Annotated in this window: 14 protein-coding genes; 9 read left to right on the top strand and 5 right to left on the bottom strand. The window is 43.6% G+C overall.

Annotated elements, in window-relative coordinates:
• Window positions 1-50: 50 nt before the first annotated feature.
• The gene (locus tag V7K98_RS28100) at window positions 51-773 is read right to left on the bottom strand and encodes an NnrU family protein (protein WP_335027984.1); all 723 of its coding nucleotides are present in this window, start codon (window positions 771-773) and stop codon (window positions 51-53) included.
• Window positions 774-985: 212 nt separating this feature from the next.
• Here V7K98_RS28100 and V7K98_RS28095 point away from each other — a divergent pair, with 212 nt between their 5' ends.
• The 6 genes from V7K98_RS28095 (at window position 986) to V7K98_RS28070 (ending at window position 9,670) form a co-directional block, all read left to right on the top strand.
• Complete coding sequence (locus V7K98_RS28095) at window positions 986-1,999, top strand: LysR family transcriptional regulator (protein ID WP_335027982.1); 1,014 nt, start codon at window positions 986-988, stop codon at window positions 1,997-1,999.
• A gap of 396 nt (window positions 2,000-2,395) precedes the next feature.
• Window positions 2,396-3,793 carry a serine/threonine-protein kinase gene (locus V7K98_RS28090; protein ID WP_335027979.1) on the top strand — a complete coding sequence of 466 codons (1,398 nt, stop codon included), beginning with the start codon at window positions 2,396-2,398 and terminating at the stop codon, window positions 3,791-3,793.
• A 26-nt stretch (window positions 3,794-3,819) separates the two neighbouring features.
• Window positions 3,820-4,863: a PstS family phosphate ABC transporter substrate-binding protein gene (locus tag V7K98_RS28085; protein WP_335027977.1), complete on the top strand. Its 1,044-nt coding sequence runs from the start codon at window positions 3,820-3,822 to the stop codon at window positions 4,861-4,863.
• A gap of 106 nt (window positions 4,864-4,969) precedes the next feature.
• The gene (locus V7K98_RS28080; protein WP_335027975.1) at window positions 4,970-6,376 is read left to right on the top strand and encodes an ABC transporter substrate-binding protein; all 1,407 of its coding nucleotides are present in this window, start codon (window positions 4,970-4,972) and stop codon (window positions 6,374-6,376) included.
• A 365-nt stretch (window positions 6,377-6,741) separates the two neighbouring features.
• Entirely contained in the window at window positions 6,742-7,416 is a 675-nt protein-coding gene (locus V7K98_RS28075) for a PEP-CTERM sorting domain-containing protein (RefSeq protein WP_335027973.1), read from the top strand.
• A gap of 181 nt (window positions 7,417-7,597) precedes the next feature.
• Window positions 7,598-9,670, top strand: a complete 2,073-nt coding sequence (locus V7K98_RS28070) for a phospholipase C (protein ID WP_335027971.1) — start codon at window positions 7,598-7,600, stop codon at window positions 9,668-9,670.
• A 78-nt stretch (window positions 9,671-9,748) separates the two neighbouring features.
• Here V7K98_RS28070 and V7K98_RS28065 read toward each other — a convergent pair whose 3' ends face one another.
• Complete coding sequence (locus tag V7K98_RS28065) at window positions 9,749-10,063, bottom strand: hypothetical protein (protein ID WP_335027969.1); 315 nt, start codon at window positions 10,061-10,063, stop codon at window positions 9,749-9,751.
• A 310-nt stretch (window positions 10,064-10,373) separates the two neighbouring features.
• Between V7K98_RS28065 and V7K98_RS28060 the strand changes: the two genes are divergently transcribed.
• Both V7K98_RS28060 and V7K98_RS28055 read left to right on the top strand, forming a co-directional pair.
• Entirely contained in the window at window positions 10,374-10,814 is a 441-nt protein-coding gene (locus V7K98_RS28060; protein ID WP_335027967.1) for a hypothetical protein, read from the top strand.
• A gap of 295 nt (window positions 10,815-11,109) precedes the next feature.
• On the top strand, window positions 11,110-12,156 hold the full coding sequence (locus V7K98_RS28055; RefSeq protein WP_335027965.1) for a PstS family phosphate ABC transporter substrate-binding protein: 1,047 nt from the start codon (window positions 11,110-11,112) through the stop codon (window positions 12,154-12,156).
• 65 nt (window positions 12,157-12,221) lie between these two features.
• On the opposite strand, the gene V7K98_RS28050 is transcribed toward V7K98_RS28055, so the two are convergent.
• The gene (locus V7K98_RS28050; RefSeq protein WP_335028191.1) at window positions 12,222-12,941 is read right to left on the bottom strand and encodes a Crp/Fnr family transcriptional regulator; all 720 of its coding nucleotides are present in this window, start codon (window positions 12,939-12,941) and stop codon (window positions 12,222-12,224) included.
• A 520-nt stretch (window positions 12,942-13,461) separates the two neighbouring features.
• Here V7K98_RS28050 and V7K98_RS28045 point away from each other — a divergent pair.
• A complete protein-coding gene (locus V7K98_RS28045) occupies window positions 13,462-14,139 on the top strand; it encodes a DALR anticodon-binding domain-containing protein (RefSeq protein ID WP_335027963.1) in 678 nt (225 codons plus the stop codon).
• A 180-nt stretch (window positions 14,140-14,319) separates the two neighbouring features.
• Here the strand turns inward: V7K98_RS28045 and V7K98_RS28040 are convergent, their stop codons facing one another.
• Entirely contained in the window at window positions 14,320-15,183 is an 864-nt protein-coding gene (locus V7K98_RS28040) for a Cof-type HAD-IIB family hydrolase (protein WP_335027961.1), read from the bottom strand.
• Window positions 15,184-15,463: 280 nt separating this feature from the next.
• On the bottom strand, window positions 15,464-16,171 hold the full coding sequence (locus V7K98_RS28035) for a choice-of-anchor E domain-containing protein (protein ID WP_335027959.1): 708 nt from the start codon (window positions 16,169-16,171) through the stop codon (window positions 15,464-15,466).
• Window positions 16,172-16,318: the final 147 nt, after the last annotated feature.

The following is a 16,318-nucleotide window of genomic DNA, read 5'->3' as shown; positions in this document are numbered from 1 at the left end:
TAAGCTGAAATTTCATCTATTTTAGATTTTCTGCTGACACTGGGGATCGCTTAAATTTCCCATTTTATTCTACCAGTTGCTTCCATCAACAGAGGGTGTGACCACCAAAGCAAAGCGATAAAAATGGCAACTCCCAAATAGGAAGGGCGAAGAAATTCCTGCCATAAGATAGATTGACGGCCGTCAATAATTGCTTTAAAGGGAATAATTGAAGTCCGTTGTTTGGCAATTTCAAAGGCTTCCCCATAGCGATCGCTCAAACGGCGATCGCCATGCCAAACCCCAAACAAGTGATGTAACACCAATCCGATGGAAGTCACAAGGGTAAAGGTCGTTCCCAGCCAGAGAGTATGGGCAACACACCAAATTATTTGTCCCACCATCTGGGGATGACGGGTAATCCGAATAATTCCTGTTTCGTAGAGATGAACTTGGGGCTTTTGAATGGCAGCAATTTCTAGTAGATTGAAGGTAGCAGGATATAAAAACAAAAACGAGATCGCTGACAGCAGCCAAACAAGCTCTCGTACTCCTGGCACTCCTTGTACCTGCCAAAGTTGCAAACCATCATAGCGGTGCCCAAAAAAGTAAATAATTAAGATCGCAGCCAACGGGAGGCTGACTAATGCGAAAAAAATGCGATAAAGCCTTGGGCCAATATACTTTTCGGCCCTTGGACGCAAAGCAGCGCCTCCACTGTGAGCGATCGCAAAAACTATTTGTAACCCCAGTATGACAAAATGACTGGGTGTCAACCAAGAAATCGGCAGCATATAAACGGGTGAAGTAATTTAAAGAAAATTGAATTCAGTACAACCAATACCACAAAGTATTCCAAAGGAGACTTTAGTCAAGATGTTGTGCTACTGTCCTTTTCGAGTCAAGTCTTCAAGTTTAATATGCAGCAAATCATGGGCGGCTAATTGCTGCCAAACTTTATTTGTTGTGTGCATCCGCTCCTTTCAATGTTTGTGGGTTGAGCCTTATGTCTGACCTTCCTTTCACTTTAGATCAGTTACGGATTTTAAAAGCGATCGCTCAAGAAGGAAGCTTCAAGCGTGCCGCCGATAGTCTTTATGTCTCCCAACCTGCCGTCAGCTTACAAGTCCAAAATCTCGAACGGCAGCTAGATGTCCCTTTATTCGACCGTGGAGGACGACGCGCCCAATTAACTGAAGCAGGGCATCTACTTCTAAATTACGGTGAAAAAATTCTTAGTCTGTGTCAGGAAACCTGCCGTGCTATCGAGGATTTACAAAATCTCCAAGGCGGTACTTTGATTGTCGGTGCTTCTCAAACTACCGGTACTTATCTTTTGCCTAGAATGATCGGCATGTTCCGACAAAAATATCCAGATGTGGCAGTGCAATTACACGTCCACTCTACCAGGCGGACTGCTTGGAGCGTCGCTAACGGACAAGTCGATCTGGCGATTATTGGTGGTGAAATTCCTGGTGAACTGTCAGAATCATTGGAAGTTATTTCTTACGCCGAAGATGAACTAGCCCTGATTCTACCCGTCTTTCATCCCTTCGCCAAACTTGAAAAAATCCAAAAAGACGACCTATATAAATTACAATTCATTGCCCTAGATTCTCAATCTACTATCCGCAAAGTGATTGACCAAGTGCTAGGACGCTGTGAAATTGATACCAGACGTTTTAAGGTTGAAATGGAACTAAATTCCATTGAAGCAATTAAAAATGCTGTCCAATCTGGTTTAGGGGCTGCTTTTGTTTCAACCAGTGCGATCGCTAAAGAGTTACAAATGGGTGTTCTACACCGTACCCCTATTGAAGGGGTAGTTGTCAAACGGACGCTATGGTTGATTTTCAATCCCAATCGCTATAGATCCAAGGCGGCTGAAGCCTTCAGTCAAGAAATTTTGCCCCAGTTTGCTAACCCTGGATGGAATCAAAATGTGTTAAAATTGGCACAAAAAAACATCATGTTAACTACATTGGATATAGCGATGCCCGCCTCCTCCGGCGAAGACTAAAATCTGGTGATTTGTTTTTTTTGTTAATGACTAAATAGTTCGTAATACCTTACGGCAAAGCTGCGCCTACGTAATTTGTAATTATGACCTGATAGCTGTTCGCGCAGCACACCGTAGGAAAGCTAGTACCGGTTTAGGTAATTCGTAATGACGTTTGCTGACTCCCTAACGTAATTCGTAATTACTCTTAAGTAAGGGTTTTCGATGTTTCATAGTGTGGCTTCTTTACGCCGTGCTGTGTTAAATATTTCACTCAGAGAAAAAGTTTGTTGTTATTCATCAATTAATTTAGTTACCCTGTAACCTCAATAAATTAATTACGAATTACGTTCGCGGAGCGTGCCGGAGGCTCTATTACGAATTACGAATTACGAATTATTTTGACTAATCACGAAAATGGAAGTTTACTGTACTCGTCCACGTTGCCCACGTCCACAAAACTATTTTGCAGATTTAGATAATATTACAACCCTGAAAACAACCCAGCAAAAATACTGTACTACCTGTGGTATGCCACTGCTGTTAGATGGTCGATATGTAACCACGAAGTTGCTGGGAAGGGGAGGGTTTGGGGCCGCTTTTTTAGCACGCGATCGCCGAATCCCAGGAATGCGTCAATGCGTAGTTAAGCAGTTTCAACCAGTGGGTAATTTAACCCCCACTCAACTGCAACAAGCACAAATAATGTTTGAGAGAGAGGCAGATGCTCTAGCACAACTTGGTAACGATCACGAGCAAATTCCTGATTTATTTGCCTTTTTCCCAGTAATAGTTAATAGTTCGCAGTCAGAACAAGAAGAGCAATTTTTCTACTTAGTACAAGAATATATTGATGGGCAAAATTTAGAAGAAGAATTAGTTCAGCAAGGCAAATTTTCTGAACACCAAGTCTTAGAGGTGCTGCAAGAAATCCTGAAAGTGCTAAAGTTTGTCCACGAGCGAGGCATTATCCATAGAGATATTAAACCTTCTAACATTATGCGCCGTCGTGATGGTAAACTTTTTTTACTAGATTTTGGCGCAGTTAAGCAAGTGACAAACGTTGCATTAGGGGCTGCTTCTTCCACAGGAATCTATTCTATGGGATTTGCACCGCCGGAACAGATGGCAGGGGGACAAGTATTCCCATCCACAGATTTATACGCTTTAGCTGTAACTCTTATTACCTTGTTGAGTAATCAAGAAGCAATTCAACTATTTGATGCCTATACCAACCAGTGGAAATGGCGCGAACAAGTGAGTGTAAATTCTCGCCTTGCTGACATTTTAGATAAGATGCTGTTACCTGCTGCTAATCAGCGTTTTCAGTCGGCGCAGGAAGTTCTAGATGCACTTTACTCACAGCCTCTAGCCGCTACACAACTTAATTCGCCTTCTGTAACACTCCCGCCACAACCGCCTAAAGGTTCTAATCCTGTCGTCTCCCAGCGTCCACCAAATCAACCAGTGTTTTCTATAGTGGAATTATTGAGTGGGGCAGCATTTAGTGGATTTGAGGGGGCATTAATAGCGATCGCCCTCTTCAGTGTAGTACAACCACCAATAGTAACTTTTAGTATTACAGCCGTAATTTTAGGTATACTGATATTTGCCCAAACCAGGCGGTGGATTGAAAAGTTCGATTTATTAATTATTCCGACAATTACTTTTGCGATTATTTTTTTTCTCCCCTTTTTACAGGGGGGTCTTGGCATTCAGGTAGTGATAACTTTATCAGTTGCAGCAGCTTTAGTAGCAATTTCACTAACAGCCATATTTCGACTTATTTATAAATTATTATCTATCATCCTTTAAAAAACTTTTGGTGCTAATAGCCACCTATGTCTCAGAAAAACGAAGCACGTACTCTTTTCTTAACTGTTGTCATCAGCATTGGTTTAATCTTTTGTGGCTTATGGTTTCTTATGGAACGCTGGGCGCAACTAAATGGAAATGTTGTAAAATCTTCGGGGACTAACAACACAGATAACCCGACAAACCAGTTCATCAGCAAATGTAACGTGCCCAACCTCATAGAAGGGACATTCAACTATGGTGGTAGTACAACTTGGGCACCTATTCGTAAAGATGTAGACTCCGTATTAGAAAGCCAGTGTCCTCGGTTTATTTTACGTTACACTCAACCTCCATCAGGTAAAGCAGGATCTGGGACTGGTATTCGGATGTTGATAGATAATCAACTAGCTTTTTCTCAATCTTCCCGTTCAGTAAAGGCCGAAGAAAATGCTGAAGCTCAACAAAAAGGATTTAGTTTAAAAGAAATTCCAGTGGCGATTGATGGAATAGCGATCGCTGTCAACCACGATCTCAACATTCCTGGTTTAACTGTCGCCCAACTCAAAGACATCTACACTGGCAAAATTGCTAATTGGATACAGCTAGGTGGGCCAAATTTACCAATTAAAGTTTACTCTCGTAGCAAAGAAGCTGGGGGTACACCAGAATTCTTTGTCGAAAATATTCTAAATAAAGAAAATTTTGGTGTCAATGTTAGTTATGTTGACACGACCACTGAAGCAGTGCGGAAAGTAGCTGCAAATCCTGGGGGAATTTACTATGCCTCGGCCCCAGAGATTGTATCTCAGTGTATTATTAAACCCTTACCACTGGGGCGCACAAGCAGTCAATTTGTGCCTCCTTACCAAGAACCATTTGTACCTCCATCTCAATGTCCCAATAAACGTAATCAATTGAATAGTCAGGCATTTCGTAGTGGAGACTATGCAATTACCCGCAATTTATTTGTAATTGTCAAACAGAATGGTCAAACAGATCAGCAAGCTGGCGAAGCTTATGCAAATTGGCTGCTGACACCTCAGAGTCAAGACCTGATTGAAAAAGCTGGATTTGTCAGAATTAAATGATCGCAAATAGTTACATTTAGCTAAATAATTAAATTAGGGCTTACGCAAAAACTGTTATTTAACATACTCAGCACTGTTCATATTTTTACTTTATTCAAACTTGTTCATGTCACAAAAGAATGAAATCAAAATTTTAGCCTTGACCTTGCTGCTGACAGTTGGCATCATTGGCGGTGGTTTCTGGTGGTTTACTAAAAACTCTGGGGTCAAAATTGGTAATACCACCGTTCCAAATCAGGAACCAGGCAAGAATTCGTACTTACAAGACCGCATTAGTTTTGGCGAAAAATCCTTGACTCTGGGTGAAATTTCTCCAGAGAAAAAAGAAGGAGTACAGGCGATGGCTACTAAAGTTTACGATCGTGCGATCGCCAATTTCACAGCCGCCCTAAAACTCAGCCGTAACGATCCAGAAACCTTAATTTTTCTTAATAATGCCCGCATCGATTCTTCCAAGAGCTACACCATTGTGGCTTCTGTACCATTAGGCACTGACCCCAATGCTGCTTTAGAAATTTTACGTGGCATCGCCCAAGCCCAAAATCAAGTTAATAACTCTGGGGGAATCAAGGGAGTGCCGTTAAGAGTAGGGATAGCTAGCGATGACGACAATCCAGAAATAGCCAAGCAAATCGCTTCCAACCTAGTTAGTAATTCCGAAGTATTAGGTGTAGTTGGGCCAAATACTAGCGATTCCACCTTAGCCGCAGGTACTATCTATACTTCTGGACAACTTGTAGCAATTTCTCCTACCAGCACATCTGTCAAAATTTCTAACTTTAGCCACTATGTTTTTCGCACGGTTCCCAGTGATTTTATGGCTGCGAGAAGTTTAGCTAACTATATGGTGAAAACCTTGCAGAAAAAAAATGCCGTGGTTTTCTTTAATTCTCAGAGTAACTATAGCCAGTCTTTAAAGTCGGAGTTTGTCTCATCTATTTCCCTAGAGGGTGGACAAGTATCCAGAGAATTTGACTTATCCAAGGCGGATTTTAGTGCGGCTCAAAGTTTAGAACAAGTAACTAAGCAAGGTGCAGAAGTGTTGATGTTAGCTGCTAACACTGAAACTCTCGATAAAGCGCTGCAAGTAATTCAGATTAACCAGAAACGGTTAACTCTGCTGGCGGGAGATGATGTTTACACCGCTAAAACTTTACAAATTGGGACAGAGCAAGCCGTGGGGATGGTATTGGCAGTTCCGTGGCATATTGATAGCGATCCTAAGTCAGATTTTCCTCAGAAATCCCGGCAGCTATGGGGCGCTGATGTGAGTTGGCGAAGCGCCCTCAGCTATGATGCTACTGTAGCTCTGATTGAGGCATTAAAACGCAACCCAACACGTTCTGGAGTCCAAGCAGCATTAGCTTCCTCTGACTTTTCTGCTAATGGTGCTTCTGGTACAATTCGGTTTTTAGCATCAGGCGATCGCAATGCACCAGTCCAACTTGTAAAAATCGTTTCTGCTTCTCCCTCTCGCTCTGGCACTGGTTATGACTTTGAACCAGTCCGTTGAAGAATTGAGCATCACGAACTAGCTAGCAATCCATCTCTACAAGACCGCATTAGTTTTGAGGAAAAATCCTTTATCCAGATTGTATCAGTGATTTTTTCTCAATTATCAGAAATCTGGGTAATACTAGCGCTCTTTTATGGCGGTTCTCAGTTGAGTGAGATACAAGAACCCCACCCCCTCCCCGCAAGCGAGGAGGAGGCTATGATGTACCTCATGTGATGCGCTAGCATGACTATTTCTATTTATTTAATAAATTTTGCTTTTTCTTAACTTGTCATTAATTTTCCGGTAACAAAATACAAAAGTGGAAACTTTTAGCATTCAGTGAGGTAGTGCAATTTTGATGGCATTACATTATTTTCGGTGTGCAAAAACACGCACTTCCTGAAACTGTGGGCAAAAATATTAAGACCAAACTTATGCTGAGTGCAACACCTTTAAGAAGGTTATCGCAAGCAACTGCAACCGCAGCGCTTGGTTTAACTATGCTTACAGCTATTGGTACAGATCCTGCCAAAGCTGTCAATCTGAAAACATTTAATATTTCAGGAAATTTTGCTTCTACTGCTCTTGATGGTTCAATAGGACTACCTGTTAACTTAGCAAATGGTTCTTTTAATGGGGCTTACACAGTAGATGTGGATCAATTACCAGCTTCTAATTCTTTTGTAAATTTGACGAGTTGGAATGTAAACTTAGTCAATGAAAATACTGTTCTGGGAACATTATCTAACAGTTTGGCTGGCAATACAGCTTACATTCAAGAGAACAAACTTGCTTTTTCAGACGCAGGTTTATTGACAAATGAAAACAAGAATTTGTACAGTTTGGAACTGGACTTTGACAGCAATTTTACAGGTACGGGCATTACTAATGATGGAAAATTTTTAGACAACAGCGACCTTGGAAGTGTCAAAAGTTCAGGTCTTACTGCCGTGACTTTCGTCAAAATTGAACCTGTTCCTGAACCTCAAAATTTAGCTGGAACAGCAGTTATTGCTACTATCGGTTTGTGGCTGAGAAGAAAGCAAAAAGGTTAAATGACGATATAATTTTGCTTTTTCTCAAAAGTGTTAATTTCTTCTAAATTTCTTAACCAATAAAGCATAACGTAACCAAAATACCTATTTTAAATCAATGAAAAGCTTGCGGTAGATGAATTAAAGATTCTAATTCCGCGTAGCGATGTTAGCTGGATAGAAATTACTAAGGAGATGTGCTTTGAGACGATTTACGAAGTTCTATTTTGCTCTAACACTCTTGCTACTTCCGTCCTCGATTATACCGTCCATATTTCTTGGTTCGGCGATCGCAGAGGAATCTTCTCCACGAGAAGCATTACCAGCACAGTCAAGTATTACAACTCAGCCAGATGCAACGCCAGATGTGGCGCAATACTTAAACGATCCAGACAAGGAACCCAAGCTGCCGCCACAGTTGCTTGCAAAGCTCCTTCAGGAGCGGATCAAGTACGTCTTTGTAATTTTTAACGAGAACCACTCCTTCGACAACGAGTATGGTACATTACCCGGTGTTAACGGACTCTACTCAGATGGGCAAAAGCCTCGTAGCCCCAAAAAAACGCCTGGTTTCACCCAGATATACACAGATGCCAACGGTGCAAGCGTCACAGTTCAGCCATTCCTGATTGGATCTGAGCAGAACGCCAGCGCCGTTGATAGCGTTGACCATTCCCACACCGGACTAGCGAACAAGCTCCACGTTGTGGATGGTAAGCCACAAATGGATCAGTTCGCCTCCGACGAGTACACGCGCTTCGCATCGAAGGGTGGAGCAGCCAACATTGCTGAGGGCAAGCAGTTCGCACGCCTAGTAATGTCGCACATCGACTGCGACACCATTCCCTTCTTCTGGAAGTGGGCTAGTCGCTTCACCGTCTTCGACAACATCTTTGCAACTGAAGACACCCCTTCGACCCCTAATGCAGTAGCAATGATCGCAGGGCAGTCAGGTGAGACGCAGTGGGTTAAGCACGGTTCAAGCGGTCAATCATACACCGTGGGTAGCCACACTGGTACAACGCAGGGCGTGCCGGTAGTCAACGATCCACAGCCATTCTATGGCTCCCAGTTTGATCCAACAACGGATAACAAGCAACCTGCTGGCCCAAAAGAGAGCTACGCCGATAACAATATTTCCTCAAACCTAACCTTTGCTAGTTTGCCGCTCACTTTCCAGGGTCATGATATTCGGTCAGTCTTGGCTGGTAACAGGAATCCTTTGTTTGATTTAGCTGATATCCAGCAAGATATCCCTTATATCCAAAAGCTCCAGACTGAACCGGTCAATTGGCGTTGGTATCAAGAAGGCTACAATCTCGAACCGACCGATAGCAACGGGATCGCTTCGCACAATGCCTATGTTACCCATCACAACGGGGCACAGTATTTCGGTTATGTTGCCAACACGCCGCAGGTAAGTAAAAATCTGCGTGGATTGAATGACTTCTTTAGCGACATAGCCAACAATACCTTACCTAAAAGTGGCGTGTTCTACATTCGTGGCGGCTACACTAACCAGCAAGGTCTGAAGCCACCAATTACGAACCCCAACACGCCGGCAGATGAGATTGCCGCCATTAATGCAGCAAAATCAGGTGATGACGACCATCCGAGTTACACCGATCGCCAGCTTAGTGAGGGGATGGCAGCCAGGGCGATTAATGCGATCGCCTCAAATCCCAAAATCTGGCAACAGAGTGCCATTATCATTACCTACGACGAGTCAGATGGCTTCTACGACCATGTACCGCCGAGGATCTTGTCTTATGGCCCTGATGGGTTGCCGCTCTCCCGTGGTGTCCGTGTGCCACTGATCCTGATATCACCCTATGCTCGGACGCACGCTGTCTCACACGCCGAAGGGGATCACAACTCGGTGATTGAGACGATCAACACGATCTTTGGTTTACCTGCGCTTGCCAGTCTGCCCGATGAGGCGCAGGCACTCGCTGCTGGCAATTCCCCAGAGTTTAACAAGTTTGGCCCGCCAGGATTCAAGCAGAAGTACCTCGGCCCACGGGATATCAATTCGCCGATTACCGACAGCTTACTCTCAGGCTTTGATCCAAAGCGCCTGCTCGGTGTCTCGCCGCCACTACCAGCCTCCTTTGCGAAGATTCCAGACAGTGTTGTGAACACATTACCGCACTATGGCGGTGAAGGCTGTAGCGCGATCGGAATCACGCCAGAAGATAAGCGCCAGGGGATAGTCAACAAAATCCCCCAGGGCTTCAATGCCCTACCAAGCACCTATCCAGCAGCTAACCCTTAAAAAAAATCAGCTATCCCTCTCATTGGTATGGGAGGGATAGCACTTCGGCAAGCTCTGTGACTACCCCCGATGATTTAGTTATTGATACCAATGCCCAATGCCCAATGCCCAATTCCCAATTCCCAATAACTCGAAATCATTTTTCGACATTCCTTGAGGAGAATTCATGCGTTTTGTGTTAGTCTTCCTGACTCTATTTGGTGTCTGCTGCTCAATTTCTTCAGCTGAAGCAGGTTCCGTCATCAAACGTGTAAAGGAACACAATGTGGTTCGCTGTGGTAGCGTCGAGCGGACGGGTCTGGCAACTGAAGCCGAGGCAGGAGGCTGGAGTGGTCTTAACGTCGATGTCTGTCGTGCGATCGCTGCTGCCGTGCTGGGATCTTCTGACCGCATCGAATATCACAAGTATGAGACAGCGAAAGATTTTGATGCCGTGCGTAACCAGCAGGATGATGTATACTTCCTGACAGGATCGGAGATTAACGAGCAAAAACTGGCTGGTAAGCTAGTACCTGGCCCCACTGTCTTTATAGAATCGAATGCGGTGATGGTAGCGTCAACTTCAGCTGCATACCACGTCAACGACCTCGCTGGAAAAAGCATCTGCTTTATGATTGGTAGTTCAGTCGAGCGGAGCCTCACGGCTTACTTCGGTGCTATCCACAAAAACTGGTTCCGTCGGCCGTTCTCTGAGGATGGAGAGATGATCGATACATACAACGTGCAAAATTGCCACGCGATCGCCAGTGAGATCACCACCCTCGCCCAGATCCGCCTCGACTCTGGGGTGAACCGATTATCAAGCCGCATCCTCCCGGAGTCACTCACAACTTTTCCCGTTATTGCTGCTACTGGAACTGAGGACGCTCAGTGGTCAGCGATCGTCGCCTGGACAGTGGATACATTGATCAACGCAGAAAGACCGGAAACACCCTGGTATGCAGGTGGTGCTGGGGTGATGCCAATCTTTGCATCAGAACTGGGTCTAGGCAAAGAGTGGCAGCGCCAAGTTCTTGGATCTGTAGGTAACTATGGCGACATCTTTGATCGCCATCTAGGGAAAGGCTCCCAACTCAAGCTCGACCGTGGATTAAATACAAACCATTTCCGTGGAGGACTTCTTCTGAGTCCGTTTCTTGAGTAATTTCAACTAAGTATAAAAGTATCAAATATAGCGGTTCCCATTCAGGTGCGGTACAAAATTAATCGCAAAGTATAAGGGCACAGCAGTGCCGTGCCCCTACGGGTGTACCTCACTCAAGCGAGAACCGCTATAAGGTTTTTAGCTGTTTTCAACCAATACCTTGGCTTCAAAAGTAGTCAGAAGTTAGGATTTGTCAGAATTTGCTCAGAAAATCCCGTCCTGCCAATACAATCTCAAGTAGCAAGTACTTATCAAGTCAAGCACTTATATTCAATGGAGGCGGGGGTAATTTACTATGTCTCAAAAAAACGAAACACCTATTCTTGTTTTATCCATCCTAATCACAGCCGGGCTAATTGCTGGCGGTTTTTGGTGGTTTAGTAAAAAGTCTGGTGTTGACCTAAATGCAATTAATTCTGGTAGTAGCAAAACACCCCAGGCTGTATCACAACAACCTAGCGGAAATACTCTCACTTCAGTACAGGATGTTCCTACAGGATTATTCAATTACGGAGGGAGTACATCTTGGGCACCGATTCGCCTGGTAGTTGATCCAGCAATTCAAGCTGCGCGGTCGGAGTTTCGGCTGCGCTATGTAGAACCCAGTAATGCATCTCCTGGTTCTGGTACAGGCATCCAGTCACTGATAGACGGTCAACTAGCCTTTGCTCAGTCCTCCCGCCCAATTCTCGATCAGGAATTAAGCCGTGCCCAGCAGCGTGGGTTCACTTTGAAACAAATTCCTGTGGCTATTGATGGTTTAGCGATCGCAGTCAACCCTAACCTCAAAATCCCAGGAATAACGATAGACCAATTAAAGTCAATTTATACAGGCAAAATCAATAATTGGAGCCAGGTGGGTGGCCCCAATATTCCGATTAAGCCCTATTCTCGCCGCATTACTGATGGCGGTACTGTGGAACTTTTTGTCCAAGACATTTTGGGTGGTGAAGCTTTTAGCCCCAACGTGGAATTTATCTCCACAACCACCCAAGCTTTGCAAAAATTGGCTGGTAGTTCTGGTGGTATTTACTACGCTTCTGCCCCAGAGGTGGTTCCTCAATGCTCAATCAAACCCTTGGCGTTAGGCCGAACGCAGGGGCAATATATTGCTCCTTACCAAGAAACATTTGTCCTCCCGTCTGAATGTCCTGGTAAACGGAACAAATTGAACATTGAGGCTTTCCAATCAGGAAAATACCCAATTACCCGCAATCTGTTTGTGGTGGTCAAACAAAATAATCAGACTGAGCAGCAAGCTGGTGTCGCTTACGCCAACTTACTGCTAACTGAACAGGGACAGGAACTGATTAGCCAAGCTGGGTTTGTCAAAATTCGCTGAAAGGAGCGATCGCATTTAGATAGCGCTTAGACAGAGTGGCGGAAATCGCCGCTCTCAACTCTGCTTTAACCAGCTCTATTAATCGATTCTGCTGGCAAGCAAATTAGATTATCCCCTTGGGTGAGGATTAAGCCGCGTTGACGCAGCTTACCCATCAAGCGGGTGACGGTGACGCGGGTTGAACCAATCGCGCTACCAATTTGAGCATGAGTGAGGGGGAAGGGCAGAGCATAGCCGCGAATCACATCAGGATCGGTATCGCTCATTGCTGGCTCTCCATATTCCTCAATTAACAATGTGAGAAATCCTAAGAGTCGGTCAATTGTGCGGCGTTGTCCCAAGGCACTCAGCCACAGCAGCTTACGCTGGTGCTGATACCTAAAGGCATCCATAACTTCACGACGGAAGTGAGGCCAGTTGTCTAGGTCATGCCAGTACATCCACAACACCGCAGTTTGGTCAACATGGGCATAAGACTGGAGTGTAAATGGCGACTGAGCAACAATTTCAAATGGCTGTCCCGCTCCCACAAAACCCAAGAACGCTTCTTCTGGAGTTCTGTTGATTCGTCGAGACGTTAGCTGACTAGCTGTTGCACTTACTTGGGCGGTTCCTACCATGCGGATCGCACCCCTTTGCACCAAATATAGCAATCCAGGCCGGGCTGGAATGCGCTCATCTTTGCTAAAGGTACGGCATCGATAGTGTTCTTGAGCCCAGTCAAGAATTCGTTGCCAAGTTAAAAAAGGCCGTGATGCCTCAGAAAAGGAGGATGGAGATTGCATAGGTAACAAAGAGCGTTCGGCTGAAGACAAAGACGTGATCAAAAGGTGCAAGGAGTGTCTTTGTGTTGGCGAGGCTTAACGCCTAACAGCGCCAGCCAATCCAAAGAATAGAAAGGAAATTACTCTCTACTCTTTTGTTATACTTCCTACTGTACAATGATGGTAGTAAAGTTTACTTACGATTCATCAATTATTCATCAAATTTTATCCTATTCTCATTTTTCTTCATCTAAATTAAATTTGTTTCCCAAGATAGATGACAGAAAACTAACGAATATATTTTACATGATTTTTTAAATAAAATTACGTGCATTATAAATTACTAGTTAATAAATATACATCAATTAAACAGCTATTACATGGTCATTTAATAAAATTACTAAGTATTAATACTTACAGCATAGAAAGTATAAGCATAAAAGATGAAAAATTTCCTCTATATAAAGATAGAGATGAAAATAGAGTTTTATATATCTCAAGTGTGGCCCTGCGACTGTCAAAATCTCAGAATTGGAAGACTATGGAGCTTGCCAGTGCGATCGCATCTGATTTATTAAGGACTTGTGGTAACGTTTTTACCATCCAAATTGTTCCCCCTGGCTGGATACATTTTGAATTGAGTCACTCGACCTTAGCGGCTTGGTTACAAAGTATTGCAATCGGGAGTTTGGGAGAAAATGAGGAAGATGAATTAATAACCAATGCCCCATGCCCAATGCCCCATGCCCCATGCCCTATGCCCCATTCATTATTTGCTGTTCAGCACGCCCATGCACGTTGCTGTTCGCTGCTGTTACTGGCTCACCGAGAGGGATTGATTAAACTTAAACAACCTGTTACAAATACCAGTCTAAGTTTTTGGGATGTTATCTCTCCTAACCCTCTACCTTGGCTCAACTGTGATGAAACATTACGACTAAATCATCCAGATGAACGTCGTCTCATTAGCGAATTGATACAAGTGGTAGACAGCATAGAGTGCCCTGATATTAGCGGTTCTGTAAAATGGGAAAAAGTCGCGCTGAATTTGAGCCAAGCTTTTGAAAACTTCTGGTGTAATTGCCGGATTTGGGGTGAGGTAAAAATTACATTACCAGAATTAGCCCAAGCCAGACTTGGATTACTTATGGCTACTCAGTCACTATTAAGATACTTACTAGAGGAAAAATTGGGTGTTTTTGCGCCATTAGAGTTATAAATCAGTAATGTCGCTTAGGTAAAAATAAAAACTTTTATAACAGCTATTGACTCAATGCATCACCTCGGCTACATTAGCAGGTGTGTGAGGAGCGAACCAGCTAGGGCACCGAGACGAAACACGGCCAGTCGTCGGTGTCCTTTCTGATTTATATGGTTTAGGTTTGAAAGAGCGCCCTCGTTACAGCAAAAACTTTTCAATTGCTACTGCTGCTCCATCTTCCTCTACACTAGGAGCTACCCACCGCGCGATCGCTTGTACTCCGGCTGGTGCGTTGCCCATAGCTACACCAAGTCCAACAGACTCCAGCATTTCTAGATCGTTGAAGTTATCACCAATTGCCATAACGTTGGCTATCTGTAATCCCAACAATTCTTCGGCTAGGTAACGTACAGCAGTTCCCTTGTTCACAGAGGCGTTAGTTGCTTCAAAGAAGGTAGCAACAGATGTTGTGAGATAAAGTTCAGCAGGTGTGTATTGGCGACGCAAATTCCCCAATAGTTTGTCGATTACATCTATGTCATCAGACAAAGCGAGAATTTTTGTCGGTTCATTTGTTAAGGTTTCGCGCAAATCACCAACGGGAATCGGGATAATACCAGAACGTTCTGCATAAATTTGGGTTTCTCTGGTTAACTCACGGATATATAGCTGATCGTTGATGTAGAAGTGGACAGATAAGAGCGATCGCAACTCAGGCTGTTCAAAATAGTCGAGTAGCTGGTGGGCGATTTCTCTGGGAACAGCCCAATGGCGATGAATTTTTTGGGTGTTTGGATCTTGAATCCAGGCTCCTTGATAAGCCATTAATGGTAAAGTAGAGCCAATTTCCTGGTGAAAGCGCAAGGCTGAACGGTACATTCTACCTGTAGCGATCGCCACTGGAATGCCTCGTGCTTGGACTGCAACAATAGCTTGCTTTACACCTGCGCTAATAGTATTAGATTCTCCTGCGATCGTGCCGTCTATATCCAAAACTAGTAGTTTAATGTCTTTTGTAGCAGTCTGATGATCAGTAGATGGTGTGGCAGATGCTTTCTGCATGATTTCCTAGATTTTAAGTTCCAGTTAGAGGTTAACAGGCTCTAGCGACCAGTGGGGAGTATTAGCAAAAATTGGGTTGACTAGAAAACCCAATTTTCATAACATGAGAATGGTAAATCATACAATTTTAGATTGCTATAGTATTTTTTTAAATTGTTCAAAATTTTGGATAGTAATCGCAACAAAAAACCCCGATTCTCGAAAAAATTGGGGTTTTTGATTTAAATTAGACAGCTTAACCGATAAATAAAATGGGAAAAACCCACCTTTTCAAAAAAGTCTATGATTTTGATACCTTGAGCCAGCTTTTTTTGCCTTGTGACAACAGACAAAGCCCAGCAATTAAAGCAACTCCAAGTGTGGCAGAGGGTTCAGGTACTGATTTAACCTCATCGTAATCGTAAGTTACTGTGATACCTGCTTTAGCAAGTGTTTGAACATAGGATGCTATGTTGCCCGGTCCCTTAACTTGTGAGGTGGCTAAAGCTGAGAACAAAAAGTCTATGTTGTCATTACCAATAAAAGACTGCAAAAATTGGGTATCAGTGAAAGATTGAGTACCAGATTGTGTGGCAGTTAAGTTAGAAAGAGTTTTTCCAGAGGTGCCACTAAAATCAATGTTGCCGTCAAATTTAGCAACTTGGTAACTGAAGGTATCTTTTGGATTGAGCGCAAACAGAGACTGATTATTTAGTTGTAAGCTGATCTCACTGGCAAGCGTTACTGTCACCGGATTCACGCTTTTACCTGTGTTTTCAAAACCTGCATTTCCAAGTATATCGCCAGTAAATCCTATCGTTACACCTTGGAGTGTGCCTAGAGATGAGTCAAATTTTTGGACGCTCAAAGGTGAATCAATGATATCTGTCAAATCGTAATTACTAAAACTGCTGTAAGAGAGAGAAGCTGCATTAGCTGCTCCAGATGTTGCAACAATTCCTGCCAACGTTGTAGCAGCAGCTAGAGTGTTCAATAGTTTTGTTGTCATGATGTGAAGATACTTTTCTAAAACGAATCATTACAGGAGACTACTAAGTTAGTTCTAACTCTGAAACTTTGCTTGTAGTCCTGATAAATACACGTAACCTTATGTAAAGTTTTTATATTCGATTCCTGTCAGCAAGTACACTTGTTG

This window comes from Nostoc sp. (assembly GCF_036917435.1).
Lineage (GTDB): Bacteria > Cyanobacteriota > Cyanobacteriia > Cyanobacteriales > Nostocaceae > Nostoc.
This window is presented reverse-complemented; position numbering and strand designations above follow the sequence as displayed.

Bases quoted from the DNA above. Each gene is read 5' to 3' on its own strand.
- V7K98_RS28100 (WP_335027984.1), bottom strand. From the start codon at position 773: ATGCTGCCGATTTCTTGGTTGACACCCAGTCATTTTGTCATACTGGGG.
- V7K98_RS28095 (WP_335027982.1), top strand. From the start codon at position 986: ATGTCTGACCTTCCTTTCACTTTAGATCAGTTACGGATTTTAAAAGCG.
- V7K98_RS28090 (WP_335027979.1), top strand. From the start codon at position 2,396: ATGGAAGTTTACTGTACTCGTCCACGTTGCCCACGTCCACAAAACTAT.
- V7K98_RS28085 (WP_335027977.1), top strand. From the start codon at position 3,820: ATGTCTCAGAAAAACGAAGCACGTACTCTTTTCTTAACTGTTGTCATC.
- V7K98_RS28080 (WP_335027975.1), top strand. From the start codon at position 4,970: ATGTCACAAAAGAATGAAATCAAAATTTTAGCCTTGACCTTGCTGCTG.
- V7K98_RS28065 (WP_335027969.1), bottom strand. From the start codon at position 10,063: ATGCGGTCAGAAGATCCCAGCACGGCAGCAGCGATCGCACGACAGACA.
- V7K98_RS28060 (WP_335027967.1), top strand. From the start codon at position 10,374: ATGATCGATACATACAACGTGCAAAATTGCCACGCGATCGCCAGTGAG.
- V7K98_RS28055 (WP_335027965.1), top strand. From the start codon at position 11,110: ATGTCTCAAAAAAACGAAACACCTATTCTTGTTTTATCCATCCTAATC.
- V7K98_RS28050 (WP_335028191.1), bottom strand. From the start codon at position 12,941: ATGCAATCTCCATCCTCCTTTTCTGAGGCATCACGGCCTTTTTTAACT.
- V7K98_RS28045 (WP_335027963.1), top strand. From the start codon at position 13,462: ATGGAGCTTGCCAGTGCGATCGCATCTGATTTATTAAGGACTTGTGGT.
- V7K98_RS28040 (WP_335027961.1), bottom strand. From the start codon at position 15,183: ATGCAGAAAGCATCTGCCACACCATCTACTGATCATCAGACTGCTACA.
- V7K98_RS28035 (WP_335027959.1), bottom strand. From the start codon at position 16,171: ATGACAACAAAACTATTGAACACTCTAGCTGCTGCTACAACGTTGGCA.